The following is a 24274-nucleotide window of genomic DNA, read 5'->3' on the forward strand; positions in this document are numbered from 1 at the left end:
CGCCGCGAAGGAATGGGGGCCGGGAAGCAAGTTGCGGCGACCCGCTTGACGTCGCGCATCCACTTGTATACCGTTGCATCCCGACAGTGACGTCGTGACCGGGAGGGCCCGTCGATGGTGACCGAAGAGCAGCCAACAGGGAAGCGCAAGCGCATCCCGCACGCAGTTCGCCTCGTGATCGGCGCGGTCGCCAGCGTGGCGATGATCGCCACGCTGGTCGTGACCGGCATCGAGCAGCGCTCCAGCGCAGCCAGCGGCTACGACGCCGCGCTCGGCGGCCGGCAGCTGAGCATCATGGCCCCCGCAAACCCGGGCGGCGGCTGGGATCAGACCTCCCGCGCGGTGCAGGCATCCCTCGCCGACATCGTCGGCCGCAGCGAGGTCTACAACGTGGGCGGCGCCGGCGGCACCATCGGGCTGCCGCAGTTCGTGCGCCACTCGGGCGAGGCCAACGAGCTCATGGTGACGGGCGCCATCATGGTCGGCGCCATCCTCACCAACGAGTCCGAGGCCACCCTCGAAGACGTCGACATGCTCGCTCGCCTCTCCACCGAGTACCTCGTCGTGGCGGTGCCCTCGAGCTCGCCCATCCAGACCATGGAGGAGCTCGGCGAAGCGATGGCGACCGACGTCGGCTCCGTCTCGATCGCCGGCGGCTCGGCCGGTGGCGTCGAGCAGGTGCTCGCGGGCCTGATCGGCCAGGCGGTCGGTGCAGACCCCGCCGAGGTCTCCTACGTCGCGCACTCCGGCGGCGGCGAGGCCCTCACCACGATGCTCTCCGGCAGCTCGGTCGCCGGCATCTCCGGCATCTCCGAGCTCGCGCCCTACATCGCCGACGGCTCGATGCGAGCGCTCGCCGTGTCGAGCCCGGAGGAGCTCGACACCCTGCCGGGTGTGCCGTCGCTGCGAGAGACCGGCATCGACGTCGAGCTCGAGAACTGGCGTGGCATCGCCGCCCCGCTCGGTCTCGAACCCGAGGAGCGCGCCGCGCTCGTCGCGATGCTCGACGAGATGCACGCATCCGAGACCTGGAACGACATCCTCCAGCAGCGCGGCTGGAGCGACGCCTACCTCACCGGCCCCGACCTCGAGGCCTTCGTCGACAGCGAGCAGCGGACCACGCAAGACGTGCTGCGCTCGATCGGATTGGTGGACTGACCATGCTGGGACGCAAGCGTGACGACCGGGGCCGCAAGGCTCGGCCGGGCCTCGAGACCACGGAGATGAGCGTCATGGAGAAGGCGGAGCTCAACGCTCCGCCACCACCGGACGCCTTCACCGCCGGCGCCTACCCCGCGGTGCTCTCGGGCGCCACGACCGCGCTCGTCGGCGCGATCATGACGGTCATCGCCATCCTCGTGCTGGTCGACGCCTCGCAGCTGCCACCCGCATCCGACCCGCTGGGCCCCGCCGCCTTCCCGATCCTGATCGGCTCGCTGCTCGGGATCGTCGGGCTGGCGCTCGCGATCGGCAACCACCGCTACGCGCTCGTGCTGCTGCGCGTGCGCCGCGGCGGCGTCGTGCGCCGCGGGCGGGGCTGGAGCACGGTGCTCGTGCTCGTCGCCCTGCTCGTCTTCGCCGCGCTGCTGCCGCTCGTCGGCTTCTTCCTCGCGGCGGCGCTCCTCTACATCGCCGTCGCGCTGCTGCTCGGCGCACCGCGCGGCTGGCACCTGGTGATCACCGCGGTGCTGCTCGCCGGCGTCGTCGTGCTGCTCTTCGACCGCATCATCGGGCTCACGCTGCCCGCCGGACCCTGGGGGTTCTGACATGGAAGCCTTCTCCCTCCTGCTGCAGGGCTTCGAATCAGCCCTCACGCCCGCCAACCTGCTCTGGGCGCTGCTCGGCGTCACGATCGGCACCGCCGTCGGCGTGCTGCCCGGCATCGGCCCGGCCCTCACGGTGGCGCTGCTGCTCCCCATCACGTTCCAGCTCGAGCCCTCGTCGGCGCTCATCCTTTTCGCCGGCATCTACTACGGCGGCATGTACGGCGGCTCGACCACGTCGATCCTGCTGAACACACCCGGTGAGTCGGCCTCGATCGTCTCGGCCCTCGAGGGCAACAAGATGGCGCGCAGCGGTCGCGCCGCTGCCGCCCTCGCGACCGCCGCGATCGGCTCGTTCGTCGCCGGCACCATTGGCACGATCGGCATCACGCTGATCGCGCCCGTCATGGCCGCCTTCGCCGTCACGCTCGGCCCGCCCGAGTACGTGGCGCTGATGGCGATCGCCTTCGTCTCGGTGGCGGCGCTGCTCGGTCCCAACCTGCTGAAGGGCGCCGCGAGCCTGCTCATCGGCCTCACCATCGGCATCGTCGGCATCGACGTGCAGTCGGGCCAGGCGCGCATGACCTTCGGCTCCGACCGGCTGCTCGACGGCATCGACGTCGTGCTCGTGGTCGTTGGCCTGTTCGCCGTCGCCGAGACGCTCTCGCACGTGCTCTCGGGCACCGGCACGTCGACCATCCAGCCCGTCAAGGGTCGCGCCGCGCTCACGCGCGCCGAGTGGCGACGCTCCTGGCCCGCCTGGCTGCGCGGCACCGCGCTCGGCTTCCCGATCGGCTCGCTGCCCGCGGGCGGCGCCGAGATCCCGACCTTCCTCAGCTATGCCGCCGAGAAGAAGCTCACCAAGCACAAGGGCGAGTTCGGCCACGGCGCCATCGAGGGCGTCGCGGGCCCGGAGGCTGCCAACAACGCCGCCGCCGCCGGCGTGCTCGTGCCGCTGCTGACGATCGGCCTGCCCACCAGCGCCACCGCGGCGATCATCCTCACCGCCTTCCAGTCCTACGGCCTGCAGCCCGGCCCGACGCTGTTCGCCGAATCGGGCGACCTCGTGTGGGCACTCATCGCATCCCTCTACATCGGCAACGTGATGCTGCTGGTGCTCAACCTGCCGCTCGTGAAGGTGTGGGCCAAGCTGCTCACCATCCCCACCTGGGGGATCTACGCGGCCGTCACGGTCTTCGCCGCGCTCGGCGCCTTCGCTGCCGGCGGCTCGGTGTGGGACATCGTGATCCTGGTGGCGCTCGGCGCCTTCGGCATGCTGCTGCGGCTTGCCGACATCCCGGTCGCGCCCGCTGTCGTCGGCCTCATCCTCGGGCCGCTCGTGGAGGCGCAGCTGCGCCGCGCCATGACGCTCTCGGAAGGCGACCCGGCCGTGCTGCTCTCGAGCCCGCTGGCGATCGGGCTCTGGGTGGTCGTGCTGCTGCTGCTGGTGCTGCCGCCGCTGGTCGGCGTGGGCCGTCGCCGTCGCCGCACGCTGCGCGATGCGGTTTCTGTCGACGAGGCCGAGCGCGAGGCCGAGCGTGAGCTACGCGGCGTCGCGAAGTAACGCGCGCAGTCGCATACATCTGTATACAATGGGAGGCGACAGCTTCCGTGCCGAGAGGATCGACATGACCACACCCACGAGCCACGACGTCATCGTCGTCGGCGGCGGCAACGCCGGATTCGCCGCAGCCCACGCCGCAGCAGAGCGCGGCCGCAGCGTCGTGCTGCTCGAGCGCGGCGAGCGCGACATGGCCGGCGGCAACAGCTTCTACACCGCCGGCGCCACCCGCATGAACCACGCGGGGCTCGACGACCTGCGCGACATCGTCGAGGCCGACGACCGCCACGCGCTCACCGAGGTGCCGCCCTACTCGAGCGAGGAGTACCTCGCCGACCTCATCAAAGTCACCGACGGCAAGACCGACCGCGAGATGGCGCAGGTGCTGGTGACGGAGACGGCGGATGCGGTGCGGTGGCTCCACGGGCTGGGCCTCAAGTACCGACTCATGTACGAGCGGCAGGCCTACGACCGGCCCGACGGCAGCTACCTCTTCTGGGGCGGCCTGCACGTCGGCAACGTCGGCGGCGGCGAGGGCTTGATCGCCGATCACACCGCGGTCGCCGAGCGGCTCGGCACCGAGGTGCGCTACGGCATCCGCGCCCGCTCGCTGATCGTCGAAGGCGGCCGGGTCGTCGGCGTGCGCGCCACCGAAGAGGCGACGGGCGACGAGCTCGAGCTGCGGGCCGAGAGCGTCGTGCTCGCGGCAGGCGGCTTCGAGTCGAGCCCCGAGTGGCGCGAGCAGCACCTCGGGCAGGGCTGGGCGAACGCCAAGGTGCGCGGCACCCCCTACAACGTGGGCGACATGCTCTCGGCTGCGCTCGAGATCGGCGCGGCCAAGGGCGGCGACTGGTCGACCTGCCACTCAGTGCAGTGGGATGCCGGCGCCGAGCACAACGAGTCGAACCGCGAGCTCACGAACCGCCTGACGCGCCAGAGCTACCCGCTCGGCATCATCGTCAACCGCGACGGCCAGCGCTTCCTCGACGAGGGCGCCGACTTCCGCAACTACACCTATGCGAAGTACGGCCGCGAGATCCTCAAGCAGCCGGGCTCCATCGCCTGGCAGATCTTCGACGCCTCGCTGCGCCCGATGCTGCGCACCGAGGAGTACGACATGCCCGGCATCGGCGTGCATGAGGCCGACACGATCGACGAGCTGGCGGATGCCATGGGTGTCGACCGCGCGGATCTCACGTCGACGATCGACGCCTTCAACGCATCCATCGACCGTGCCGTCGTGTTCGACCCGACCGTGAAGGACGGCCGTCGCGCCGACGTGCAGCCGCCGAAGTCGAACTGGGCGTCGCCCATCGAGACCGGCCCGTTCTTCGCCTACCCCGTCACGTGCGGCATCACGTTCACGTTCGGCGGCGTCAAGGGCGACCTCGACGGCCGCGTGCTCGACCAGGCGGGGGAGCCCATCCCGGGTCTGCTCGCGTGCGGCGAGATGCTCGGCGGGCTCTTCTCGGGCAACTACCCGGGTGGCTCGGGGCTCGCGGCGGGCATGGTGTTCGGTCGTCGTGCGGGTGCCGTCGCCTGATCGCGGCGTGCACCGTGCCGGCCGTGCGGCTCCGCCCAGCGGCCGGCCCGGAGCATCCGGGTAGATTCGGCAGGGGAAGGTGGTGCGCAGGTGGCGACCAGTGTGTACGACACGATTCGGCAGGCGATCGTCGATGGGCGCATCAAGCCGGGCGAGCCGCTCTCTGAGAACCGGCTCGCCACCGAGTTCGGCACTTCGCGCACCCCCGTGCGAGAGGCGCTGCATCGGCTCGAGATCGAGGCGCTCGTCGAGCGGCTGCCGCGCGGCGTGCAGGTGCGCGAGACGAGCCCCGAAGAGATCATCGACATCTATGACGTGCGCATCACGCTCGAGGGTGCGGCCGCGCGCGCCGCGGCCGAGCGCGCCACCGAGCTCGATCGACGCCGCCTGCGCGCGGCACAGGATGCGATGGTGACCACGGGGTCGGATGCCCGGGCCAGGGCGACCGCGAACCGCAAGTTCCACGAGGCCGTCTGGGCCGCGAGCCACTCGGCCACCCTCGTCGACCTCCTGCATCGACTCAACGTGCACCTCGTGCGCTACCCGACGACGACGCTCGAGGGCGACGACCGCTGGTCGGCAGTGCTCGTGGAGCATGAGCAGCTGCTCGCAGCGATCGACGCCCGCGACGCGCTGCGTGCGCGCGAGATCGCCGAGTCGCACATGACCGCAGCGCGCGAGGTGCGCATGTCGATGTATGCGGTGGGCGGCTCGCAAGCGGCGCAGTGAGGTCGCTCAGCGCTCGGGCGTGAACCTGAGCGGGAAGCGGATCGGGCCGGTGTTACCCGAGACCGGAAGCCACTCGCCCGGACCGTCGGCAGCGACATCCGCCATCCTCCGAGCGAGCAGGGGCAGGGCGACGCTCATGTCGGTGCGCGCGACGAAGTGGCCGAGGCAGTGGTGCACGCCGCCGCCGAAGCCGCTGTGCAACGGGCGGTCGTCGTAGTCGATGCCGAAGGGGACGTGCTCGGCCATGGCGCGCTGGTCGGTGCCGATGGCGTGCGAGAGCACCTGCACGATGCCGCCCTTGGGGATCTGCAGCCCGTGCAGGTCGACGTCGTCGATCGCCTCGCGAGTGACCCACGTGACCGTCGGGTTCACACGCATGACCTCCTCGACGGCGCGGGCGCCGAGCTCGGGGCGCTCGGCGAGCAGTGCCCACTGGTCCGGATGCTCGAGGAACGTCTGGAGGGCGAGGCCCAGCTGGTTGCGTGTCGTCTCCATGCCCGCGAACGCGAGGAAGACCAGGGCGACGCTGAGCTCTCGGCGACTGAGCGCATCCCCCGCCTCATGCGCGGCGATGAGCGTGCTGACGAGGTCGTCGCGCGGCTGCGCCTGCCGGTCGGTGATGACCTGCTCGATGTAGTCGGTGAGCCCCTCGAGCGCCGCCTCGATGCGCGGCAGATCCTGCTTGACGTTGATGCCGAACGACTTGCCGAGATCGTCGGCCCAGTGCGCGACCTGCGGCCATTGCTCGTCGGGCAGACCGAGCAGCAGGCACAGGATGCGGGAGGCGTAGGGCTCGGCGAACTCCTGCACGAACTCGACGGTGCCGCGCCCCGCGAAACCGTCGATCAGGTCGTTGGCGAGTGCCTGGAACTGCGGCCGCATCGCCTCGATCGCCTTGCTGCGGAACGCAGGACCGAGCAGCTTGCGCAGCCGCAGGTGATCGTCGCCGTCGATGCTCAGCAGCGTCTCCTGCCACCACTCGCGCCAGGGCCCGTCGTGGATGCCGTTCTGATCGGGCCACTTGCCGTTGCCCTGGCGGAAGCGGCGATCCTTCAGCAGCGCAGTGCCCTCGTCGTAGCGCAGGATCGCCCAGCCGTATGGGGTCTCGGCGTACCAGCTCGTGTCGCGTCCGCTGTGGACGGCGGTGGAGGTGACGTCGAAGGCCGGGTCGGCGAGGTCGAGGAAGGGGATGCCGCTCATGTCCGGAGCCTAGGGGGCTGTGCGCGCCGTGTGGGCGAAGACGGCACCCGGGTTGAACAGGTGCTGCGGGTCGAGCGCGTCCTTGATGCGCTCGTTGAGCTCGAGCACGTCGTCGCCGAGGTAGTCGGCCAGCCACGCCTGCTTCAGTCTGCCGACGCCGTGCTCGCCGGTGATCGTGCCGCCGAGCGAGATCGCCAGATCCATCACCTCGCCGTAGGCCACCCGCGCGCGGGCCTGCTGCTCGGGGTCGGTCGGGTCGAGCACGAGCAGCGGATGCGTGCTGCCGTCGCCCGCGTGGGCGATGACCGCGATCGTGACGTCGCGCTCGGCCGCGATGCGCTCGATGCCGAGCACCAGGTCGCGCAGCCGCGGGATCGGCACACCGACATCCTCGAGCAGCAGCGCCCCCTGCCGCTCGAGCGCCGGGATCGCCATCCGCCTGGCTGCCACCAGCGCCTCGCCCTCCTCGCGGTCGCTGGTCACGTAGCACTCGGCCGCGCCGTGCTCGGTGCAGAGCCGCTCGACGGCCTCCAGCGCGGTCGCCGCGTCGCCCGGGTGGTCGTCGAACTGCACGACCAGCATCGCCGCGGCCTGCCGATCGAGGCCCATGTGCGTGACGTCCTCGACGGCAGCGATCGTCGTGCGATCCATGAACTCGAGCATCGACGGACGCGTGGTGCGCGTGATGGCGGCCACCGCATCCGACGCCTGTGACAGGTCGGCGAAGGTCGCGACGAGCGTGGCTGGCGGCGACTGGGCGGGCACGAGGCGGAGGATCACCTCGGTGATGACGCCGAGCGTGCCCTCGCTGCCGACGAAGAGCTTCGTGAGCGAGAGGCCGGCGACATCCTTCACGCGTGGGCCGCCGAGGCGCACCGCACGGCCATCGGCGAGCACGACCGTGAGGCCGAGCACATAGTCGGTCGTGACCCCGTACTTCACGCAGCAGAGGCCACCGGCGTTGGTGGCGACGTTGCCGCCGATCGAGCAGAACTCGAACGACGAGGGATCGGGTGGGTACCAGAGGCCGTGCTCGGCGGCGGCGGCCTTGACCTCGGCGTTGAAGGCGCCGGGCTGCACGGTCGCCATCCTGGTCGCCGGGTCGATCGCGATGGCGCGCATGCGGTCGAGGGAGACGACGATGCAGCCGTCGACGGCCGAGCTGCCGCCCGAGAGGCCCGACCCCGCCCCGCGCGGCACGATCGGGATGCCGTGGGTGGCGGCGAAGCGGACGGCCGCCTGCACGTCTTCCGTGCTGGTCGCGAGCACGACGGCGAGCGGAATGCCGGCGTCGGGGTCGTTGGCGCGGTCACGGCGGTAGGCCTCCATCGAGGCGGGTTCCGTGAGCAGGGCACCTGCGGGGAGCGACGCGGCCAGCGAGCCAAGGTCTGGTGCTTCGGTATGCAACGTGGGCTCCTCGGATCCAGAGGGCCGATCGCGCTCCGAGCTGCCCGCGCGTCCACCGTAGGACACGTCGGGCGTCGCGGGTCGGGTCAACCGAGGGTTCGGCGACTGACACCCTCCATGACCGTGCGGCGGCATGCCTCGCCCTCCGGCACGGGGAAGCCACGGGGACCAGGTGCAGGCCACCTGCGACCTCGTCGAAGCCAGTCAGGGAGCGCGACGGGTTCATGATGCCCTGGCGGGTGGTTCACTGCAGACCAGAGCGTCTTGACCGAAGGAGCATCCGTGGCCCTCACCTCCGCCCAACACGACCGCGCGCTCGGCGCGATCCTGGCCTCCGCCGCTGGCGACGCGCTCGGCGCGCCCTACGAGTTCCAGCCCGCGGTGCTGCCGCCAATGCCGATCGTCGTACAGGCCGGCGGACCGTGGGAGCTGGGCGAGTGGACCGACGACACGTCGATGGCACTGCCGATCCTGCGGGCGCTCGCTGACGGCCGGTCGCTCGACGACGAGGCGGCGCTCGACCGCATCGTCGGCGAGTGGGTGCAGTGGAGTCGCGATGCGAAGGATGTGGGCGTGCAGACGCGCGCCGTCTTCGGCTCGATGCAGGGAGACGGCGCCGCGTCAGCGCGCGCCGCCGCCGAGCGGGTGCACCGCGTCAACGGCCGCTCGGGCGGCAACGGGTCGCTCATGCGCACCGGGCCCGTTGCGCTCGGCTACCTGGGCGATCAGGCCGGTGCGGCGCGCGCGGCCCGTGCCATCAGCGATCTCACGCACCACGACCCTCGGGCTGGCGATGCATCCGTCATCTGGAGCGTCGCGATCACCCACGCGATCGAGACCGGCGACCTCGACCTCGAGCGCGGCATCGCGCATGTCGAGGGCGCCGAGTGGCAGCAGTACTGGCGTGACCAGGCGGCTGCGGGCGATCGGCGGATGCCGTGGGAGCTGACCGCGAACAACGGCTGGGTGGTCGGCGCGTTCCAGGCGGCGTGGTCGGCGATCGCACACGGCGGCACGCTCGCCGAGACGCTCGAGCTGGCCGTGCGCTGCGGCGGAGACACCGACACGGTGGCGGCGATCGCGGGGTCGCTGGCCGGTGCCGTCTACGGGGCGACGGCGCTGCCGGCCGAGCTCACCGAGCACCTGCACGGGTGGTGGTCCGAACGGGCGGTCGGCAGCGCACAGGATCTGTCCGGGATGGCGCTGAGCGCGATCGGAGTGGGAAGGCGCTGAGTCGCCGAGTAGCGCTCGTGCACGCCGCATCGCGCCTTCGCGTCGCACGCCGGCGGCGTCCGGCGTCGTGTCACCGCATCCGTCTACACTGACCACAAGCTCAAGAGCTGCAGCCATCGGTACCTGGCCGGCTGCACGGCAACCCCCTCCGCTGAGCGGGGTGCCCCAGGGGAAGAGCCGGCTCGACGCGACCGCGACGGGCAAGTCAGCGGGAGCGGCACGCCGCCCTCGCCGAGAGGACGGATCCCTCATGCACGTGCAAGCACCCATCCCCGCCCCGCAGTTCGGCGCGCCTGTCGAGTCGCGGCCGCGACCCGACGAGTATCCGACGCTCGAAGAGGCGCGCGCACGAGCGCTCGACCTCGAATGGCTGACCGTTCTGGCGCACTGGTCGCCGACCTGGCTGAAGTCGTTCCATGGCCCTGTCGTGTTCGGGCAGCTGCGCCGCGGCCACGTGCCCGACAGCGTCGCGGATCAGTGGCTGCCTGTGGCTCGCCTGTGGCGTGACGCAGGCTTCACACCCGAGCTCTTCCTCGACCTGCATCGCGAGGTGCGGCGGCAGGACGGCGACCGACGTGCTCCGCGGTTGCGCGTGCGGGGCACGCTTGAGGTGGAGCCGTGGCGCACGCTGCCGCAGCAGCTGCAGGCGTCGACCCTGTCGGAGGCGGTGACCGCGACGCTGGCTTGGCTGTTGCAGGAGTGAGCGGGCAGGCGGGGTGAGCGGGTAGGCGGTGGATGCGGGCAGTGCGAATTCGGGTCGGAAACCTACCCGACGTGAGCTCGCGCCCCTGCCGACAGCATCGAGAGGTCGCTGCCGGTCACGATGTAGCGGTAGCCCTTCGCGCGGGCGGCGGTTGCCGCATCCGCCGTGCCGGTGAAGACGCCCATCGGCTTGCCAGCCTTGGCGGCCGCTGCTTCGATCGCTGCCGTCGCCTCCTGCATCGGCGCCGAGTTGAGGTCGCCTGGGGTGCCGAGGTCGACCGAGAGGTCGACCGGGCCGATGAAGGCGACATCGAGCGCTGCCATCGCTTCGTCGATCCCGTCGGCGTAGTCAGCGGTCTCGAACTGGCCGACGGCGAGCGTCTCGCGGTTCGAGCGCTCGAAGTGCTCGGCGAGCGTCACGCCGATGCCGTAGTTCGCGGCGGGCTGGCCGAGCGAGACCGAGCGGGAGCCGAGCGGCGGGTACGAGACGAGCGTGCGGAGGCCGGCCGACGCATCCGCCGACCCTCGTGCGAGCTGGATGCCTGCGGCGCCCGCTTCGAGGAGACGGTTGATCTCGCCGCGATCGAGCGACGGCACCCGCACGACCACGGGCAGGCCGCGGCCGACGCCTGCGCGCACGATGTCGGTCGCGTCGCCGATGGTCATCTGGGCGTGCTCGTAGTCGCAGACGACGAAGTCGAAGCCTGCGATCGCCAGCAGGTCGACCACCTCGAAGCGCGGGATCTTCAGGAACGTGCCGACGACCGGGCCGGCGTCGAGCAGCGAGCGCAGCGAGAGCGCGTGCGTCGAGACCGCAGCCATCACAGCCCCAGCAGGTTCGCGGGGTTGGCGTTGACGAGCTTGCGCACGTCATCGGCTGGCAGCCCGGCGTCGAGCAGGCCACGCACGATCGTGGCGTAGGCCTCGACCGGGTAGGGGTTGTTCTTCTGGCCCAGGTCGCTGCCCAGCAGCGTGTTGTCGATGCCCGCAGCCTCGATGAAGCGCAGCAGGGTGGGGATGCCCCAGTCGGGCTGGAAGAAGCCCGAGCGCTCGTCGTACTGGCAGATCGAGTGCTCGATCACGGCGCCGGCGTCCACCCAGCGGCGCGCCCGCTCGGGGTCGGCCTGGATGACGAAGTTCGGGTGGTTCACGAGGATGCGCGTCACACCCACCTCGGCCGCTCGCGGTACCAGCACGTCGATCTGGTCGGGCTCGAGATGGCCGCAGCTCATCACCGCGTCGTGCGTCTTGATGACCTCGAGGATGTCCTCGACCTCGGGCTTGAGGCGCCCATCCGCGTCGAGGATGCCGATCTCGGTCGTGTGACGGAGCCCCAGGTTGTTGGTCGGGAACTTCAGGTTCTCGCCCTCCTCCTCGTGCACGCAGATGTGCGCGCGGCTCGAGATGGTGGGGAACCACACCATGCGACCGCCCTGCGCGAGCGCGAGCTCTGCCGCGTAGGGGTTGAGGCCGCCCACGTAGTTGTTGAGCGCGACGCCCGAGAACACCGGGATCGGGAGGCCGCCCAACGCTTCGGATGCGGCGCGGATGTCGGTGACCATCGAGTGGTGGTGGCTCTTTGTGAGGATCGCGCGGAAGCCCGCCTCATGCGCCTGCCATGCGGCCTCGGCGATCGGCAGCCTGCGCGGGAACGGTGAGGGGCTCGGGTGCACGTGCAGGTCGACGGCGCCCTGCAGGATCGCTGCCACCTCGGTGTCGTCGATGGCGATGGTCTGGTGGTCGGCGGGCTGCAGCATCGTCGCTGCTCCTCTCAGTCGGGAGTCCGGTCTCTTGACAGGCGTCGTCCGCATGATGGTACGCTCATCCCGCACTACGCACAAGGCGTTCCGATATGCGGAACACGAGCAGGACGACAGATCAAAGGAGATCGCATGGCTCGCAACGAGCAGCTCTACTCGCGGGTGGTCAACTTCGACGACATCCCCGACGAGGTGGCCCGCCGCGGCATCACCCGCAAGGCCTACGCCAGCGACGAGGTCATGATCGTCTGGAACACCGTCGAGCAGGGGCTCGAGGTGCGCCCGCACTCGCACGACGACTTCGACCAGCTCGTGTTCATCCTCGACGGCGAGGCCGACTACTGGGTCGACGGCGTCGCCCACAAGGTCGGCCCGCGCGACCTGCTGCTCGTGCCCCGCACGAAGGAGCACTACATCGAGGTCACGAAGGGCCCGTGCATCAACATCGACATCTTCGTGCCGCCGCGCGCCGACTACGCGCATCTGACCGTCTGGGTCGACGACCTCGTCGCCGGCCGGCCGCTCTCCATCGGCGGTGCGGCATGACCGCGGATGTCCTGGCCGGCCCGAGCGGGCACGACCAGGTGAAGAATGGGCCCGTGAAGAACGGTCCGGTGCGATACGAGAAGGCCTCCAAGGAGGAGCGTCGCTCCGTCACCGGCGCATCCGTCGGCTTCTTCATCGACATGTTCGACATCTACCTGCCGGTGATCGCGCTGGCCCCGGCGATGGTGTTCTTCATGCCCGCCGACATGGATGCGGGAACCCGCGCCATCCTCGCGGGCCTGATCTTCGCATCCACGCTCATCGCCCGACCGATCGGCTCGATCATCTTCGGCTGGCTGGGCGACAGCATCGGCCGCAAGAAGGCCACGGTCATCGCCGTCGCCGGTGCAGGCGTGGGGACAGGCCTCATCGCTCTGCTGCCCGGCTATGAGCAGGTGGGTCTGCTGGGCGTCGTGCTGCTGATCGTGCTGCGCTTCATCGACGGCATCTTCCTGGGCGGCGAGTACACCGGCGCCGTGCCGCTCGCGATGGAGCACTCCAACCCCAACCACCGCGGCCGCAACGCGGGGCTCAACGCATTCGGCTTCCCGGCGTCGTATGTCGCCATCTCGGCGCTCACGCTCGTGGTGCTGCAGTTCGCGCCCGCGGGCGACCCCTCCTCCGCATACTCGCAGTGGGGCTGGCGCATCGCCTTCGTCGTCGGTGCTGTCATCTCGATCGCGTTCGCGATCTACTACTCGCGCACCGTCGAGGAGTCGGCCGAGTGGCAGAAGACCGCGGCGCTCGCGAAGGCCGACACCACGAAGAAGCGCCCGAACCCGCTCAAGGAGCTGCTCACCGGCGCGCACCGCACGCCGCTGCTGCAGGCCTTCCTGCTCATGACGGGCGTCTGGTTCTCGTCGAACGCGGCGATCGTCATCCTGCCGCCGACCATCTCGGGCACCACGGGTCTCACGCCCACCGAGACGTCGATCGCGATGATCCTCGCGTTCCTCACGGTGTGCGTGGCCTACCCGCTGTTCGGCATGCTCTCGCAGCGCATCGGCCGACGCGCGTTCTTCGTCTGGTGTGGAATCGCGTCGTTCTTGACCATCCCGCTCTACGTGCTCTTCGCATCCGGCGTCGTCACGTCGTTCTGGGCGGTGACCGGGGTGGTGGCGCTCATCGCGCTGCTCGGCGTGCCCGCGTTCGGAGCCATCGGCGCCTACATGTCGGAGCGCTTCCCGGTGTCGATCCGAGCCACCGGCTATGGCGTCGGCTACTCGCTCGCGCTCATCATCCCGTCGTTCTACGCCTTCTACACGACCGGCCTCTCGGCGTTCATGCCGATGGAGCTCGCGCCCACGGTGCTGCTCGTGGTCGGTGGCATCTGCCTCATCGTCGGTGCCCTCTGGGGACCGGAGACGAAGGGCGTCGACCTGGGCGCCGCGGCCGACGACGTGGTGGGCAAGGCTGCCCAGCCCGCGCGCACGTAGGCTGAAGCCTGTGAGCGACACTGCCAGGGCCGACGCCGGCAAGCCCGACGCTGGTGGCCTGCAGGTGGTCTCGCGCGCGGCGCAGATCCTGCGGATGCTCGACGCCGAGCACACCGAGCTGCGCATCAACGAGGTGGCGGCGGAGCTCGAGATCGGGCGCACCTCCGCGCATCGCTACCTGCAGTCGCTCGCGGCCGAGGGATTCCTGGCGCGGGTGGGGGATGGCGCGTACCGGCTCGGGCCGCTGCTGGCCGGGTTGGGCGCGGCGATGCTCGCGAGCAACCGCGTCGTCGACCTCGGCCGGCCGCTGCTGCAGGAGCTCGCCGAGGCGACGGGGGAGACCGCAGTGCTCGGCATCTGGACGGGCACCAACGCCGTCGCGGTGCTGTGCGAGGAGCCGCGCGGCAAGTCCGTGAACATGACGGTGCGCATCGGGGCGCCGCTGCAAGCCGACTCTGCGCAGGGCATCGCCTTCCTCGCGCACCTGCGCGAGCAGCCCACCGTCGAGCGGGTGCTTCGGCGCGCGACCGACGCGCAGCGCGAGCGGGTGCCCGGCCTCGTGGAGGAGGCACGCACGCGCGGCTATGCGACGAGCGCCTCGGTGCTGCCGGGAGTCGCCGCGATCGCGGTGCCGGCCTTCGACAGCTCGGGGCAGGTCGCCGCGACGGTGGCGCTGGTGGCGGCGAGCTCGGTGCTCGAGGGCGACGCGCGCGAGGCGCTCGCGGCCGAGCTGCAGGCGACGGCGGCGCGGTTGTCGGCGCAGCTGGGGTTCAGCGGATAGTCGCTCCTGCAACCAGGTGGCGCTGCCCGCCACGGGATCGGCAACGTGCCCGTCGATCGTGACATGACCACCGATCCGCATCGTCGTCGGCCGCTGGTCAGCGCGCGGGCGAGAGCACATCGAGTGTTCCCGCCCTTCTCCTCGTCCGCCGCAGCCCAGGCAGTCAGGCGCCTGGCGTCAGGCCCGTCCCTTGCGCTTGAGGTACGACTCGTTCATCACGGCGCGTCCAGCCGACTCGATGATCAGTTGCGTGCCGAGCAGCGATGTGTTGTTCGAGCGGACGTCGAGCATCGGGTTGATCTCGACGACGTCGAACCCGGCGAGCTCGTGGTTCGCGACGATGGCGAAGATGATCTGGCGCAGCTCGTTGTAAGTGAGGCCGTCCGCCTCCGCAGACGCGCATCCCGGCACCAGCGGCAGGTCGAGGATGTCGATGTCGACGCTGATGTAGACGCGACCGTGCTCGGGGATGGAGTCAAGGATGCTCTGCGCGCCCTCGCGGCGGTAGTCCGCCATCGTGACGACGTGATTGCCGTTGTCGCGCGCGCGGTTGAGGTCGTCGAGGCTCGCGCGCAGCCCGCGTGCGCCAACCTGCACCATCTTGGTCACGTTCGGCAGCTGGCCGATCTTCAGCATCGGGCTGCCGTTGCCGTACTCGGCACCGTGGAAGAACGGGCGGTAGTCGAGGTGCGCGTCGAAGTGCACGATCGTGATCGGCTCCTGGTACGCCCGTGCGACACCGTAGCTCACCGCATGGTCGCCGCCCATGACGAGCGGGATGGCGTCGGCCTCGAGGATCTGGCTCACCGAATCCGTGATGTTCCCATAGGTCGCCTCGAGGTTCGTGTAGATGATGTCGACGTCGCCGCAGTCGGCGATGCGCTCGTTGCCCATCTCGAACTCGAGGTATCGCTGGTCGGTCTCGATGTCGTAGTAGCCGGCTCGACCCTGCATCTTGCCGTAGCCCGCGTAGCGCACCGACATCTCCCGCATCTGCCGGGGCGCGAACCGGGCGCCCGGGTACCAGGGGGAGCCCTCGTCGGACGGGATGCCGAGCACTGCGAGATCAGCGTCGAGTTTGCTCAGGTCTTGCACGATAGGCGAGCGCATGTAGGAGGGGATGCCGACGAAGGGGAGGTTCAGTCGGTCGACGTGCTGGGGCTCATTGCTCTGCATGGGGTTCCTCTCGGGAGATGGGGGATGTCGAGAACGTCGACGGTCAGTCGTCGGGGGTGAGCGACCACTCGAGGATGCTGTCGAGCAGGTCGAGATCGCGTCCGGGCTTCAACTGCTCGATCTCGGCCAGCAGCGTGTCCAGATGGGCTCGCATCGACTCCTCGGCGGCCACGGGATCGCGGCGCACGATCGCGTCGATGATGTCGTCGTGGAAGTGCACGCTCGACTCGTGCGTGCGCTGCTGCTGCAGCACCACATCCATCGCGGCCTCGATCCTTCCCGTCCGCTCGTGCAGCGCCTCGTTCAGCACCAGCAGGACGAACGGGTTGTTGGATGCCGTGGCCAGGTGGCGATGGAAGCCCAGCGCCGCGCCGCGCGGGTGCGGGCCCGCCGGTGCGACCGCCTCTCGGTAGAGCGCCTGCGTCGCGCGCAGCTCCTCGATCTGCTCGTCGGTCGCCGACTCCGCGAACTCGCGGGCCGCCTCCGGCTCGACCGCGCGTCGGATCCTGAGCAGCTGCTCGAGGCCCTCGGAGGTCGAGATCGACTGCACCTGCGTGAGCAGATCGCTCCTCGTGGCACCCTCTTCGAGCTGCCGGTATCGGGCGGTGCCCTCGGGGCTGAGGATGCGGCCCTCGCGGCCGGCCTGGAAGCACAGGCCGTCGCGCTCGAGCTGCTTCAGCCGGCGAGCCAGCGTGGACTGCGACGAGTAGTCGAGCCCCTCGGCATCCAAGCGCTCGCAGACGTCGGTGATCGACATCGGCCTGCGTGCGCGACCCAGCAGTCGGATCAGGTCGTCGCGATCGGCCTCACGCTGTTCATCCATGGTCGTTCGACTCCTTGGTCGTCTTTGCACCGCTAGACATCGGCGCGCAGCTCCATCCTGCGGGCAGCCTGGCTCAGCGAGAAGTTGAGGACGAAGTACACGAGCGCTGCGAAGCCGAAGAGCATGAACGGCTCGGTGAGCTCCCGGGAGTTCACCAGGTTGACGCGGTTGAAGAACTCGAAGACTCCGACGACGGCAGCGAGCGAGCTGTCCTTGACCAGCTTGATGAACTCGGAGACCAGCGCTGGCGACATGCTGCGCACCGCCTGAGGCAGCACCACCAGCCGCATCGCCTGGAAGTAGCTCAGGCCGCTCGCCCTCGCCGCTTCCATCTGCCCGGGCTTGATGCCGAGGATGCCTGCACGGATGACCTCTGCCACGTAGGCGCTCGCGAAGATGGTGAGCGCGAGTGCTGCAGACCAGAACGGGTCGACGTTGATGCCCAGGCCCGCGAGCCCGAAGAAGATGTAGAGGATGAAAATGATGAGCGGGATGCTGCGCACCAGCTCGATGTAGGCGATCGATGGGTAGCGCAGGTAGGGGCGCGTCGAGATCCGGCCGGCGGCGAAGAGCACGCCGAGCAGGAAGCTGCCGACGATCGAGACCGCGGCCAGCCCGAGCGACAGGCCGAGTCCGCTCAGCATGAACGGCAGGTTGCTGAAGATCACGTCGAAGTTCATGCTTGCGTCCTGATCACTTGCGTCACGGTGAGCGGTGTGGTCGGCTTGCCGCGCTTCTTGCCGAGCCGGCGCTCGAGCTGCGCGAGCAGGAACGACTCGGAGAGGCAGATGACCACGAAGATGAGCGCGACTGCAGTGAACGCCTGCACGCCACGGAACGTCGCAGCCTCGATCTCCTGTGCCTGGAACACGAGGTCGGCGACGCCGAGGAACAGCACGATGGAGGTGTTCTTCGTCGCGCCGATCCACTGATTGCCGAGGGCGCCGACCGTGGTGCGGAGCATCTGGGGGATGATCACGTTGAACATCGCGCCCCAGTAGCTCAGACCCGACGCGCGTGCGGCCTCCATCTGTCCCTTGGGGATGGACTGCAGACCGCTTCGGAACACCTCGGCGATGTATGCGGAGGTGTAGATCGTGAGGCCGAGCACGCCGGCGATGAACGCGTTCGGGTAGATGGCGTTCAACGGGGCGAAGAATCCCCGCACGACCTCGACGCTGAAGACCGCGAAGCCCCAGAACACCAGCTGCACGACGAGCGGCACGTTGCGGAAGAACTCCACGTAAGCCGTCAGCAGCCAGCGCAGCGGTGCTGTGCGGCGACCCTGGGTCACGCGCCCGAGGGCGATGAGCATGCCGAGCACCGTCGAAAGCACGATCGCGTAGAACGCCAGCTGCAGCGTGACAAGCAGCCCATCCCAGAGCATGCCCAGCCCAGGCTGGGTGAGCACAGAATCCCAATTACCCATGTCGCATCGCCTCCTAACGCGCTTCGATCTCGTACACGTCAGGGAGCGCGTCGCTCCACCAGCGCAGATAGATGTCTTCGTATGTGCCGGTCTCCTGCAGCTCGAGCAGTGCATCGTCGAAAGCCTGGATGAGCTCGTCATCGCCCTCTCGGAAGCCGGCCGCGATTGGTCCGTCAGCGAAGGGCTCGCCGACGATCTCCATCGGGCGCCCGGCCGCATTGGACGACTGCTGCAGCCCATAGAGGATGCCGACGGTCGTCGTGACCGCCTGCGCCTCTCCGCGGTAGAGCGACTGCAGCGCGTCGGGCCACGACTGGTAGGTGACCGTGTGCACCCCGTCCGGCGCGTGCTCGAGCAGCACCGCTTCCTCAGGGGTGCCCTGCACGGTCGCGACGGTCGTCTCGGGTCCGAGGTCCTCGATGCCTGTCAGCTCGGAGTCCGCGGGCACCAGCAGCGACTGCCCGTCGGAGAAGTAGACGGTGGAGAAGTCGATCATCTCGTCGCGGGCGTCGGTCCGCAGCATCGACGCCATGAGCACGTCGACCTTGCCGCTGTTGAGGTTCAGGATACGGTTCTGGGAGTTGACCTGCACGAACTCCACTCGCACCCCGAGCTGCTCGCCGACGGCACGGGCGAGGTCGACGTCGAATCCAGCGACCTCGAACGCGCCCTCCGGGATGAAGCCGAATGGTCTGGTGTCGTACTTCACGCCGACGCTCAGGACCCCGTCGGCAAGCGCCTCGGTGAGCGAGTCGGTGGGTTCGTCGCTCACCGAGCATCCAGCCGTCATCGCCACCGCGATCGAGGCCGCCGCGACGCGAGCAATGACTCGGCCGCGCCGGGATGTCTTCCTGGCGACCATCAGACGGCCAGCACCTTCGACAGGAAGTCCTTGCTGCGCTCGTGCTGCGGGTCGGCGAAGAACTCCTCCGGCTTTCGGATCTCGATGATCTCACCGGCGTCCATGAACACGATGCAATCGGCCACGCGCTTCGCGAAGTTCATCTCGTGCGTGACGACCGCCATGGTCATGCCGCCCGCGGCCAGGTCGGCCATGACGTCGAGCACTTCCTTGATCATCTCCGGATCGAGTGCGCTCGTCGGCTCGTCGAAGAGCATCATCTTCGGCTTCATCACCAAGCCGCGCGCGATGGCGACGCGCTGCTGCTGCCCACCGGAGAGCTGCGCGGGGTACTTGTCGGCCTGCTCGGGGATCCCAACTCGATGCAGCAGCTGCGCGCCGCGCGCTGTGGCCTCGTCCTTCGTCATGCGCTTCAGCTTGATCGGGGCGAGCGTGATGTTCTCGAGCACCGTCATGTGCGGGTACAGATTGAACTGCTGGAACACGAAGCCGATCTCGGCACGGAGCGCGTTCAGGTTGACCTTCGGCGAGCTCACCTCGACGCCGTCCACGGTGAGCGTCCCACTGGAGACCGTGTCGAGCCCGTTGATGGTGCGCAGCAAGGTGCTCTTGCCCGAGCCCGAAGGGCCGAGGATGACGACCACCTCGCCGGCGTCGATCTCGAAGTTGATGTCGCGCAGCGCCTGATACTCACCGAACCACTTGTTCACATCGTCGAACCGGATCATCGTTGACCTCCGTCCCGCGCCGCCGCTCCGTTGCGAGGAGGCGCATCTCGGCGTGCCATTCACGCCGCGACGAGTACACCACTACTGACAGAGCATGTCAACTACCTCTAAACATGTCAATTGTGACATGACTCGGGCGGCCGGCGGGACTACAGCACGGCGGGGCAAACGACGTCGGAGTAACCGCCGCACGCTCGTCGAGTGGACGCTGGCGCTTCACGGATTGTCAGACGCGTGCGCATCCCCGAGCAGCCGGAGCCACAGCCACAGCCGCGTCGCCGCATGATCCAGATCGATGCCGAGCTCCGTCTGGATCGAGTCGAGCCGGTACCGCACCGTGTTCTGGTGCACGTGCAGCGCGGCGGCGACCTTTCGCACGCTGCCCTGGTGGTTGAGGAACGCCAGCAGTGTCGGCGCGAGCTGGCTCTGGTTGTCGCGGTCGTGCGCCAGGATGCGCTCGGCGTCATCGCCCTCGAGCAGCTCTGGATCGTCGAGCATCTCGACGAGCCGGGTGACTCGGAGCTCCGCCTGCGTCTCGGCGTAATCCGCCACCGCGCGAGCTGCATTCGCGCCTGAGTCCGGGTCTGCGCCGACTTCCGTGCGCGCTGCCGCAAGCATGTGGCTGATGCGTGCGGCGTCTCGGTAGGAGCGGGGAATCTGAGTGTGGGTGTCGGCGATCCTGCCGATTCCGGCGACCACGCCGCCTACGGAAGCCAGCGTGACGCGCTCGGCGAACTGGCGGATCTGCACGACGTCAGCGCTGCCGATCAGGGCGACGGTCAGGCCGTCGAGGATCGCGCAGTGCGACCATGCGAACTGTGCCTTCGCCGTCGTGGCGGTGCGGTGCACGAGCTGCTGCGCGTCGAGCACCGGGTTGGCACTGGATTCGCCGACGACACGGAAGCACACCACCGTGTGCATCGCGCCGGGGTTGAGGCCGAGCCGCGCGGCGGCGGCTCGGAGGCTCTTCGCGTCGTCGACCAGAGCCCGCAGCAGGTCGGTGCTGCGCCGCTCGTCGGCCTGGGCCGTCTGGCGCGCCCGCAGCATGTGGTGCGCGACGAGCGGGACGACCGAGTCGAGGAACCGCTGCGTCTCAGGCGTGCGGCTCGGCTCGGACTGGACGATCCATACGGTGCCGAGGATCTCGCCGGCGGCTCTGACGGAGACCGCCACGCGTCCATACCGAGAGCCGTGACCCGGAAACTCCAGGGAGCCGGTTGCGGCCGCCAGCTGCTGGAACTCCTCATCGGAGTCCGGGTGCATCGCCTCCCGCAGCGACAGCGTGGTCTTGCGGCGAAGCGCATCGAGCGGCTGATCAGGATGCGTGGAGTAGCCGACGATGCGCCCGGCCGTGTCGACGAGGCTGACCGCGTCGCCGGCGAGCGACGCCAGGGTGTTCGCCAGCGAGAACAGGTCACCCTGCTGGATCCCGCTCGCCACGAGGCTGGAGCTTCCGGAGGACAGCGCCCGGATCGACTGGGCAGTGTCGGCCCAATCGGCACCGTCGTCGAGCAGGATCAGTCGCTCAGCGAGTTCGGGCGCGATGTTCGCCAACGCTTTCTCGGGGCGCCTGATGATGACGCCGGCCGCGTCACGCTGCATGAGCTCGCGCATCTGCGCATCGAAGCCCTGCGCTTCCGGATCCAGGTCTGGCGCGAGCACCAGTCGATCGGCGTAGTGGCGCTCCTGGGCACCCGTCTCGACGAAGACGCTTCCGAGGAACGTCCGATCGTGCAACGACGCCGTGGGGGACGCGACCGTGAGGATCCCGTCGAGCGACTCGATCACGTCGCCGATCACACGCGCATTGCCAGCATCAGCGTGCGGTCCCATTGTGCAGTCCTCCAGCGATCCGCCCGGTGGTCTGGACACTACTCCATGTCTTTCCTTGGTTGCGGAGAGGACGCTGAGTCCGACCACATGTTTTCAAGGAGAGCAATGATGCACCTGACAACTCGCACCCGGGTGTTCCCCGGAATCGCCCTCACCGTGATCGCCGGACTCGCGCTGACCTCGTGCGCCGCCGCAGACGCGGAGCCGGAGGCTGGCGAGCAACCGACGTCGGACGCCGGGAGCATCGCCGTCGTGCAGGCTGCGGCAGACCTGCTGCCCGACGCGATCAGCGAGGCTGGCGTGCTGCGGGTCGCGATCCCGACCAACGAGCCGCCCACCCAGTTCTATCGGGAGGGCACGGAGGAGATGACGGGGCTCAACCCCGACATGGCAGCCCTCGTCGCCGGCGCGCTCGGCCTGGAGCTCGAGGTGGTCGTGAGCAACTTCGACTCGATCATCCCGGGGCTCGCGGCCGACCGCTTCGACATGACCGTGTCATCCATGACGCCCACCGAGGAGCGCATGGAGCAGCTCGACTTCGTCGACTACGTCGACATGGGCAGCGCACTGGTCGTGGCAGCCGGGAACCCCGCCGAGGTCGACGTGGATGCGCTCTGCGGGGCGAGGGTCGGCGTGCTGACGGGCTCCTACCAGCTCACGGTGAAGATCCCCGCGCTCAACGAAGCCTGTGCAGAGGCGGGCGGCGAGCCGCTCGAGATCCAGCAGTTCCAGGACACGCGCCAGGCCATCAGCTCGCTCGGCAGCGGCCGGAGCGACGCGGTCTACGCCGACGGCCCGATCCTCAGCTACGCGGCGCTGCAGAACCCAGACATCGAGGTCGCCGGCGAGCTCGACGTCTCCCCGGTGGGGATCGGCGTGCCGAAGGCGAGCGGGCTGATCGACGCGGTCGGTGCGGCGATGGCGGCGATCATCGAGAGCCCCGAGTACCTCGAGGTGCTGGGGTCCTACGGGCTGGAAGCGATGGCCCTCGAAGAGGCGCGCATCAACTTCCCGCAGTAGAGGGGCACGCAACATGCAGAGATCCAAGGCCGGCGCCGTCGACGAGGTGGGCACGCCGACGCAGCTGCAGTCGACGCTCGACTCCCTGGAGATCATCCCGAGGCCCCGCATCTGGTCGATCCTGGGTGCCATCGCGGTGATCGTGATCGTGGTCGGCGCGCTCTGGGACGTCATCACGAATGAGCGGTTCGGCTGGGGCACCGTGCTCGAGTACCTCTTCAACCCGCAGATCCTCGTGGGCGTCGGCCTGACCATCCTGCTCACCGTCGTGTCGATGACCGCCGGCATCCTGCTCGGGGTCGTGCTCGCGATCATGCGGCTCGCGAAGAACCCGACGTACTCGGCGGTCGCCCGCGCGTTCATCTGGTTCTTCCGGGGGACCCCGCTGCTCGTACAGCTCATCTTCTGGTACAACATCGCGGCGCTCTACCCGGTGATCGCCCTCGGACTGCCCTTCGGCGGCCCGAGCATCGTGATCGGCGAGGCGAACGTGCTCATCACGCCGCTGGGCGCCGCACTGCTCGGGCTCGCGCTGAACGAGGCCGCCTACATGGCCGAGATCATCCGCAGCGGGATCCAGTCGGTCGACGAGGGGCAGAAGGATGCCGGCCGTGCCGTCGGCATGACGGAGTCGAAGCTGATGCGTCGGGTCGTGCTGCCGCAGGCGATGCGCATCGTGATCCCGCCGACGGGCAACCAGGTGATCTCGATGCTGAAGGGCACCTCGCTCGTCAGCGTGCTCGCGATCTCCGACCTGCTCTACTCCGCGCAGATCATCTATGCGCTGAACTACCAGACCATCCCGCTGCTGCTGGTCGCGTGCGTCTGGTACCTCGCGATGACGTCGGTGCTCACCGGGCTCCAGGGCCTGCTCGAGGCCCGCTACGGCAAGGGGTTCCAGCCCAGGAGGCAGCGGCGCGCGAAGGTGCCGAGAGCCCAGGACACGACGGATGCGGTGCGCACATGAACATGGTGGAGATCCGCGGGCTGCGCAAGGCGTTCCACGGCACAGAGGTGCTCAAGGACATCTCGCTCTCGGTGCCGGAGGGCTCGGTCACCTGCCTCCTCGGCCCCTCCGGGTCGGGCAAGACGACGCTGCTGCGGTGCGTCAACCAGCTGGAGACGATCGACGCGGGCATCGTGCTCGTCGACGGCGAGATGGTGGGAGCCGAGCGTCGTCGTGGCCGACTGCACGCGGCGCGGCCATCCGCGATCGCCCGCTCACGGCGGCTCACCGGCATGGTGTTCCAGCGCTTCAACCTCTTCCCGCACCGCACCGCGATCGAGAACATCATCGAGGGGCCGGTGCAGGTGCTGCGCCGCCCCGTCGCCGAGGTGACGCAGGAGGCCATGGTGCTGCTGGAGCGCGTCGGCCTCGGCGACCGCCGCGACGCCTACCCGCAGGAGCTCTCCGGCGGTCAGCAGCAGCGGGTCGCGATCGCCCGCGCGCTCGCGATGAAGCCGAAGCTGCTGCTCTTCGATGAGCCGACGTCGGCGCTGGATCCCGAGCTCGTCGGCGAGGTGCTCACGGTGATGCGGGCGCTTGCGGCCGAGGGCATGACGATGCTGGTGGTGACGCACGAGCTGGCCTTCGCCCGCGAGGTCGCCGATCAGGTGGTCTTCATGGATGCCGGGGTCGTGGTGGAGTCCGGCCCGCCAGAGGATGTGCTCGGCAATCCGCAGCAGGAACGCACCCGCAGCTTCCTGGCCCGGGTCTTGGACTAGAGATACAAGGAGACGGC

At 69.3% G+C, this 24274-nt stretch carries 24 protein-coding genes and 1 riboswitch; of the genes, 13 read left to right on the forward strand and 11 right to left on the reverse strand.

Annotated elements, in window-relative coordinates:
• Positions 1–114: 114 nt before the first annotated feature.
• The 5 genes from MKD51_RS13555 (at position 115) to MKD51_RS13575 (ending at position 5596) form a co-directional block, all read left to right on the forward strand.
• Positions 115–1158 (forward strand): tripartite tricarboxylate transporter substrate-binding protein, encoded by a 1044-nt coding sequence (locus MKD51_RS13555; RefSeq protein ID WP_240241015.1) that lies wholly within the window; start codon positions 115–117, stop codon positions 1156–1158.
• A 2-nt stretch (positions 1159–1160) separates the two neighbouring features.
• Positions 1161–1766, forward strand: a complete 606-nt coding sequence (locus tag MKD51_RS13560; protein ID WP_240241016.1) for a tripartite tricarboxylate transporter TctB family protein — start codon at positions 1161–1163, stop codon at positions 1764–1766.
• Between the two features lies 1 nt (position 1767).
• Complete coding sequence (locus MKD51_RS13565; protein ID WP_240241017.1) at positions 1768–3327, forward strand: tripartite tricarboxylate transporter permease; 1560 nt, start codon at positions 1768–1770, stop codon at positions 3325–3327.
• A gap of 64 nt (positions 3328–3391) precedes the next feature.
• Positions 3392–4867 carry an FAD-dependent tricarballylate dehydrogenase TcuA gene (gene tcuA / locus MKD51_RS13570; protein WP_240241018.1) on the forward strand — a complete coding sequence of 492 codons (1476 nt, stop codon included), beginning with the start codon at positions 3392–3394 and terminating at the stop codon, positions 4865–4867.
• 90 nt (positions 4868–4957) lie between these two features.
• The gene (locus tag MKD51_RS13575) at positions 4958–5596 is read left to right on the forward strand and encodes a GntR family transcriptional regulator (protein WP_240241019.1); all 639 of its coding nucleotides are present in this window, start codon (positions 4958–4960) and stop codon (positions 5594–5596) included.
• Between the two features lie 6 nt (positions 5597–5602).
• Here MKD51_RS13575 and MKD51_RS13580 read toward each other — a convergent pair whose 3' ends face one another.
• Together MKD51_RS13580 and MKD51_RS13585 are read right to left on the reverse strand one after the other, a co-directional pair.
• A complete protein-coding gene (locus tag MKD51_RS13580) occupies positions 5603–6796 on the reverse strand; it encodes a cytochrome P450 (RefSeq protein ID WP_240241020.1) in 1194 nt (397 codons plus the stop codon).
• A gap of 9 nt (positions 6797–6805) precedes the next feature.
• Entirely contained in the window at positions 6806–8203 is a 1398-nt protein-coding gene (locus tag MKD51_RS13585; protein ID WP_240241021.1) for an FAD-linked oxidase C-terminal domain-containing protein, read from the reverse strand.
• 282 nt (positions 8204–8485) lie between these two features.
• Between MKD51_RS13585 and MKD51_RS13590 the strand changes: the two genes are divergently transcribed.
• Together MKD51_RS13590 and MKD51_RS13595 are read left to right on the forward strand one after the other, a co-directional pair.
• A complete protein-coding gene (locus tag MKD51_RS13590) occupies positions 8486–9436 on the forward strand; it encodes an ADP-ribosylglycohydrolase family protein (protein ID WP_240241022.1) in 951 nt (316 codons plus the stop codon).
• Positions 9437–9534: 98 nt separating this feature from the next.
• Positions 9535–9649, forward strand: a riboswitch (SAM riboswitch).
• Between the two features lie 37 nt (positions 9650–9686).
• Positions 9687–10139 carry a hypothetical protein gene (locus MKD51_RS13595; RefSeq protein WP_240241023.1) on the forward strand — a complete coding sequence of 151 codons (453 nt, stop codon included), beginning with the start codon at positions 9687–9689 and terminating at the stop codon, positions 10137–10139.
• Between the two features lie 62 nt (positions 10140–10201).
• Here MKD51_RS13595 and MKD51_RS13600 read toward each other — a convergent pair whose 3' ends face one another.
• Both MKD51_RS13600 and MKD51_RS13605 read right to left on the reverse strand, forming a co-directional pair.
• The gene (locus tag MKD51_RS13600) at positions 10202–10960 is read right to left on the reverse strand and encodes an aldolase/citrate lyase family protein (RefSeq protein ID WP_240241024.1); all 759 of its coding nucleotides are present in this window, start codon (positions 10958–10960) and stop codon (positions 10202–10204) included.
• Positions 10960–11895, reverse strand: a complete 936-nt coding sequence (locus tag MKD51_RS13605) for a DUF6282 family protein (RefSeq protein ID WP_240241025.1) — start codon at positions 11893–11895, stop codon at positions 10960–10962. The genes MKD51_RS13600 and MKD51_RS13605 overlap by 1 nt, the downstream gene beginning before the upstream one ends.
• Positions 11896–12030: 135 nt before the next feature.
• On the opposite strand from MKD51_RS13605, the gene MKD51_RS13610 reads away from it, so the two are divergent.
• The 3 genes from MKD51_RS13610 to MKD51_RS13620 are packed head-to-tail and all read left to right on the forward strand — an operon-like array spanning position 12031 to position 14661.
• Positions 12031–12444 carry a cupin domain-containing protein gene (locus MKD51_RS13610; RefSeq protein ID WP_240241026.1) on the forward strand — a complete coding sequence of 138 codons (414 nt, stop codon included), beginning with the start codon at positions 12031–12033 and terminating at the stop codon, positions 12442–12444.
• Complete coding sequence (locus MKD51_RS13615; RefSeq protein WP_240241027.1) at positions 12441–13880, forward strand: MFS transporter; 1440 nt, start codon at positions 12441–12443, stop codon at positions 13878–13880. The genes MKD51_RS13610 and MKD51_RS13615 overlap by 4 nt, the downstream gene beginning before the upstream one ends.
• 10 nt (positions 13881–13890) lie before the next feature.
• Positions 13891–14661 carry an IclR family transcriptional regulator gene (locus MKD51_RS13620; RefSeq protein WP_240241028.1) on the forward strand — a complete coding sequence of 257 codons (771 nt, stop codon included), beginning with the start codon at positions 13891–13893 and terminating at the stop codon, positions 14659–14661.
• A 177-nt stretch (positions 14662–14838) separates the two neighbouring features.
• Here MKD51_RS13620 and MKD51_RS13625 read toward each other — a convergent pair whose 3' ends face one another.
• The 7 genes from MKD51_RS13625 to MKD51_RS13655 all read right to left on the reverse strand — a co-directional run bounded on the left by MKD51_RS13625 (position 14839) and on the right by MKD51_RS13655 (position 21512).
• Positions 14839–15837, reverse strand: a complete 999-nt coding sequence (locus MKD51_RS13625) for an arginase family protein (protein WP_240241029.1) — start codon at positions 15835–15837, stop codon at positions 14839–14841.
• Between the two features lie 43 nt (positions 15838–15880).
• Positions 15881–16660, reverse strand: a complete 780-nt coding sequence (locus MKD51_RS13630) for an FCD domain-containing protein (RefSeq protein ID WP_240241030.1) — start codon at positions 16658–16660, stop codon at positions 15881–15883.
• Positions 16661–16692: 32 nt separating this feature from the next.
• Entirely contained in the window at positions 16693–17340 is a 648-nt protein-coding gene (locus MKD51_RS13635) for an amino acid ABC transporter permease (protein WP_240241031.1), read from the reverse strand.
• Positions 17337–18089 carry an amino acid ABC transporter permease gene (locus tag MKD51_RS13640; RefSeq protein ID WP_240241032.1) on the reverse strand — a complete coding sequence of 251 codons (753 nt, stop codon included), beginning with the start codon at positions 18087–18089 and terminating at the stop codon, positions 17337–17339. Before MKD51_RS13640 ends, MKD51_RS13635 begins: the two co-directional genes overlap by 4 nt.
• Before the next feature lie 13 nt (positions 18090–18102).
• A complete protein-coding gene (locus MKD51_RS13645; RefSeq protein WP_240241033.1) occupies positions 18103–18861 on the reverse strand; it encodes a transporter substrate-binding domain-containing protein in 759 nt (252 codons plus the stop codon).
• Positions 18862–18950: 89 nt separating this feature from the next.
• Positions 18951–19679 carry an amino acid ABC transporter ATP-binding protein gene (locus MKD51_RS13650; RefSeq protein ID WP_240241034.1) on the reverse strand — a complete coding sequence of 243 codons (729 nt, stop codon included), beginning with the start codon at positions 19677–19679 and terminating at the stop codon, positions 18951–18953.
• A gap of 216 nt (positions 19680–19895) precedes the next feature.
• Positions 19896–21512: a helix-turn-helix domain-containing protein gene (locus MKD51_RS13655; RefSeq protein ID WP_240241035.1), complete on the reverse strand. Its 1617-nt coding sequence runs from the start codon at positions 21510–21512 to the stop codon at positions 19896–19898.
• Between the two features lie 108 nt (positions 21513–21620).
• On the opposite strand from MKD51_RS13655, the gene MKD51_RS13660 reads away from it, so the two are divergent.
• The 3 genes from MKD51_RS13660 to MKD51_RS13670 are packed head-to-tail and all read left to right on the forward strand — an operon-like array spanning position 21621 to position 24257.
• Positions 21621–22532: a transporter substrate-binding domain-containing protein gene (locus MKD51_RS13660; protein WP_240241036.1), complete on the forward strand. Its 912-nt coding sequence runs from the start codon at positions 21621–21623 to the stop codon at positions 22530–22532.
• Positions 22533–22545: 13 nt separating this feature from the next.
• The gene (locus MKD51_RS13665) at positions 22546–23499 is read left to right on the forward strand and encodes an amino acid ABC transporter permease (RefSeq protein WP_240241037.1); all 954 of its coding nucleotides are present in this window, start codon (positions 22546–22548) and stop codon (positions 23497–23499) included.
• The gene (locus MKD51_RS13670) at positions 23496–24257 is read left to right on the forward strand and encodes an amino acid ABC transporter ATP-binding protein (RefSeq protein WP_277604022.1); all 762 of its coding nucleotides are present in this window, start codon (positions 23496–23498) and stop codon (positions 24255–24257) included. The genes MKD51_RS13665 and MKD51_RS13670 overlap by 4 nt, the downstream gene beginning before the upstream one ends.
• Positions 24258–24274: the final 17 nt, after the last annotated feature.

It is taken from the genome of Agrococcus sp. ARC_14 (assembly GCF_022436485.1).
In the GTDB taxonomy this organism is placed as follows: Bacteria; Actinomycetota; Actinomycetes; order Actinomycetales; family Microbacteriaceae; genus Agrococcus.

Coding starts and splice junctions, on each gene's coding strand:
- MKD51_RS13555 (WP_240241015.1), top strand. CDS start 115: ATGGTGACCGAAGAGCAGCCAACAGGGAAGCGCAAGCGCATCCCGCAC.
- MKD51_RS13560 (WP_240241016.1), top strand. CDS start 1,161: ATGCTGGGACGCAAGCGTGACGACCGGGGCCGCAAGGCTCGGCCGGGC.
- MKD51_RS13565 (WP_240241017.1), top strand. CDS start 1,768: ATGGAAGCCTTCTCCCTCCTGCTGCAGGGCTTCGAATCAGCCCTCACG.
- tcuA (WP_240241018.1), top strand. CDS start 3,392: ATGACCACACCCACGAGCCACGACGTCATCGTCGTCGGCGGCGGCAAC.
- MKD51_RS13580 (WP_240241020.1), bottom strand. CDS start 6,796: ATGAGCGGCATCCCCTTCCTCGACCTCGCCGACCCGGCCTTCGACGTC.
- MKD51_RS13595 (WP_240241023.1), top strand. CDS start 9,687: ATGCACGTGCAAGCACCCATCCCCGCCCCGCAGTTCGGCGCGCCTGTC.
- MKD51_RS13600 (WP_240241024.1), bottom strand. CDS start 10,960: ATGGCTGCGGTCTCGACGCACGCGCTCTCGCTGCGCTCGCTGCTCGAC.
- MKD51_RS13605 (WP_240241025.1), bottom strand. CDS start 11,895: ATGCTGCAGCCCGCCGACCACCAGACCATCGCCATCGACGACACCGAG.
- MKD51_RS13610 (WP_240241026.1), top strand. CDS start 12,031: ATGGCTCGCAACGAGCAGCTCTACTCGCGGGTGGTCAACTTCGACGAC.
- MKD51_RS13615 (WP_240241027.1), top strand. CDS start 12,441: ATGACCGCGGATGTCCTGGCCGGCCCGAGCGGGCACGACCAGGTGAAG.
- MKD51_RS13625 (WP_240241029.1), bottom strand. CDS start 15,837: ATGCAGAGCAATGAGCCCCAGCACGTCGACCGACTGAACCTCCCCTTC.
- MKD51_RS13630 (WP_240241030.1), bottom strand. CDS start 16,660: ATGGATGAACAGCGTGAGGCCGATCGCGACGACCTGATCCGACTGCTG.
- MKD51_RS13635 (WP_240241031.1), bottom strand. CDS start 17,340: ATGAACTTCGACGTGATCTTCAGCAACCTGCCGTTCATGCTGAGCGGA.
- MKD51_RS13640 (WP_240241032.1), bottom strand. CDS start 18,089: ATGGGTAATTGGGATTCTGTGCTCACCCAGCCTGGGCTGGGCATGCTC.
- MKD51_RS13650 (WP_240241034.1), bottom strand. CDS start 19,679: ATGATCCGGTTCGACGATGTGAACAAGTGGTTCGGTGAGTATCAGGCG.
- MKD51_RS13655 (WP_240241035.1), bottom strand. CDS start 21,512: ATGGGACCGCACGCTGATGCTGGCAATGCGCGTGTGATCGGCGACGTG.
- MKD51_RS13660 (WP_240241036.1), top strand. CDS start 21,621: ATGCACCTGACAACTCGCACCCGGGTGTTCCCCGGAATCGCCCTCACC.
- MKD51_RS13665 (WP_240241037.1), top strand. CDS start 22,546: ATGCAGAGATCCAAGGCCGGCGCCGTCGACGAGGTGGGCACGCCGACG.
- MKD51_RS13670 (WP_277604022.1), top strand. CDS start 23,496: ATGAACATGGTGGAGATCCGCGGGCTGCGCAAGGCGTTCCACGGCACA.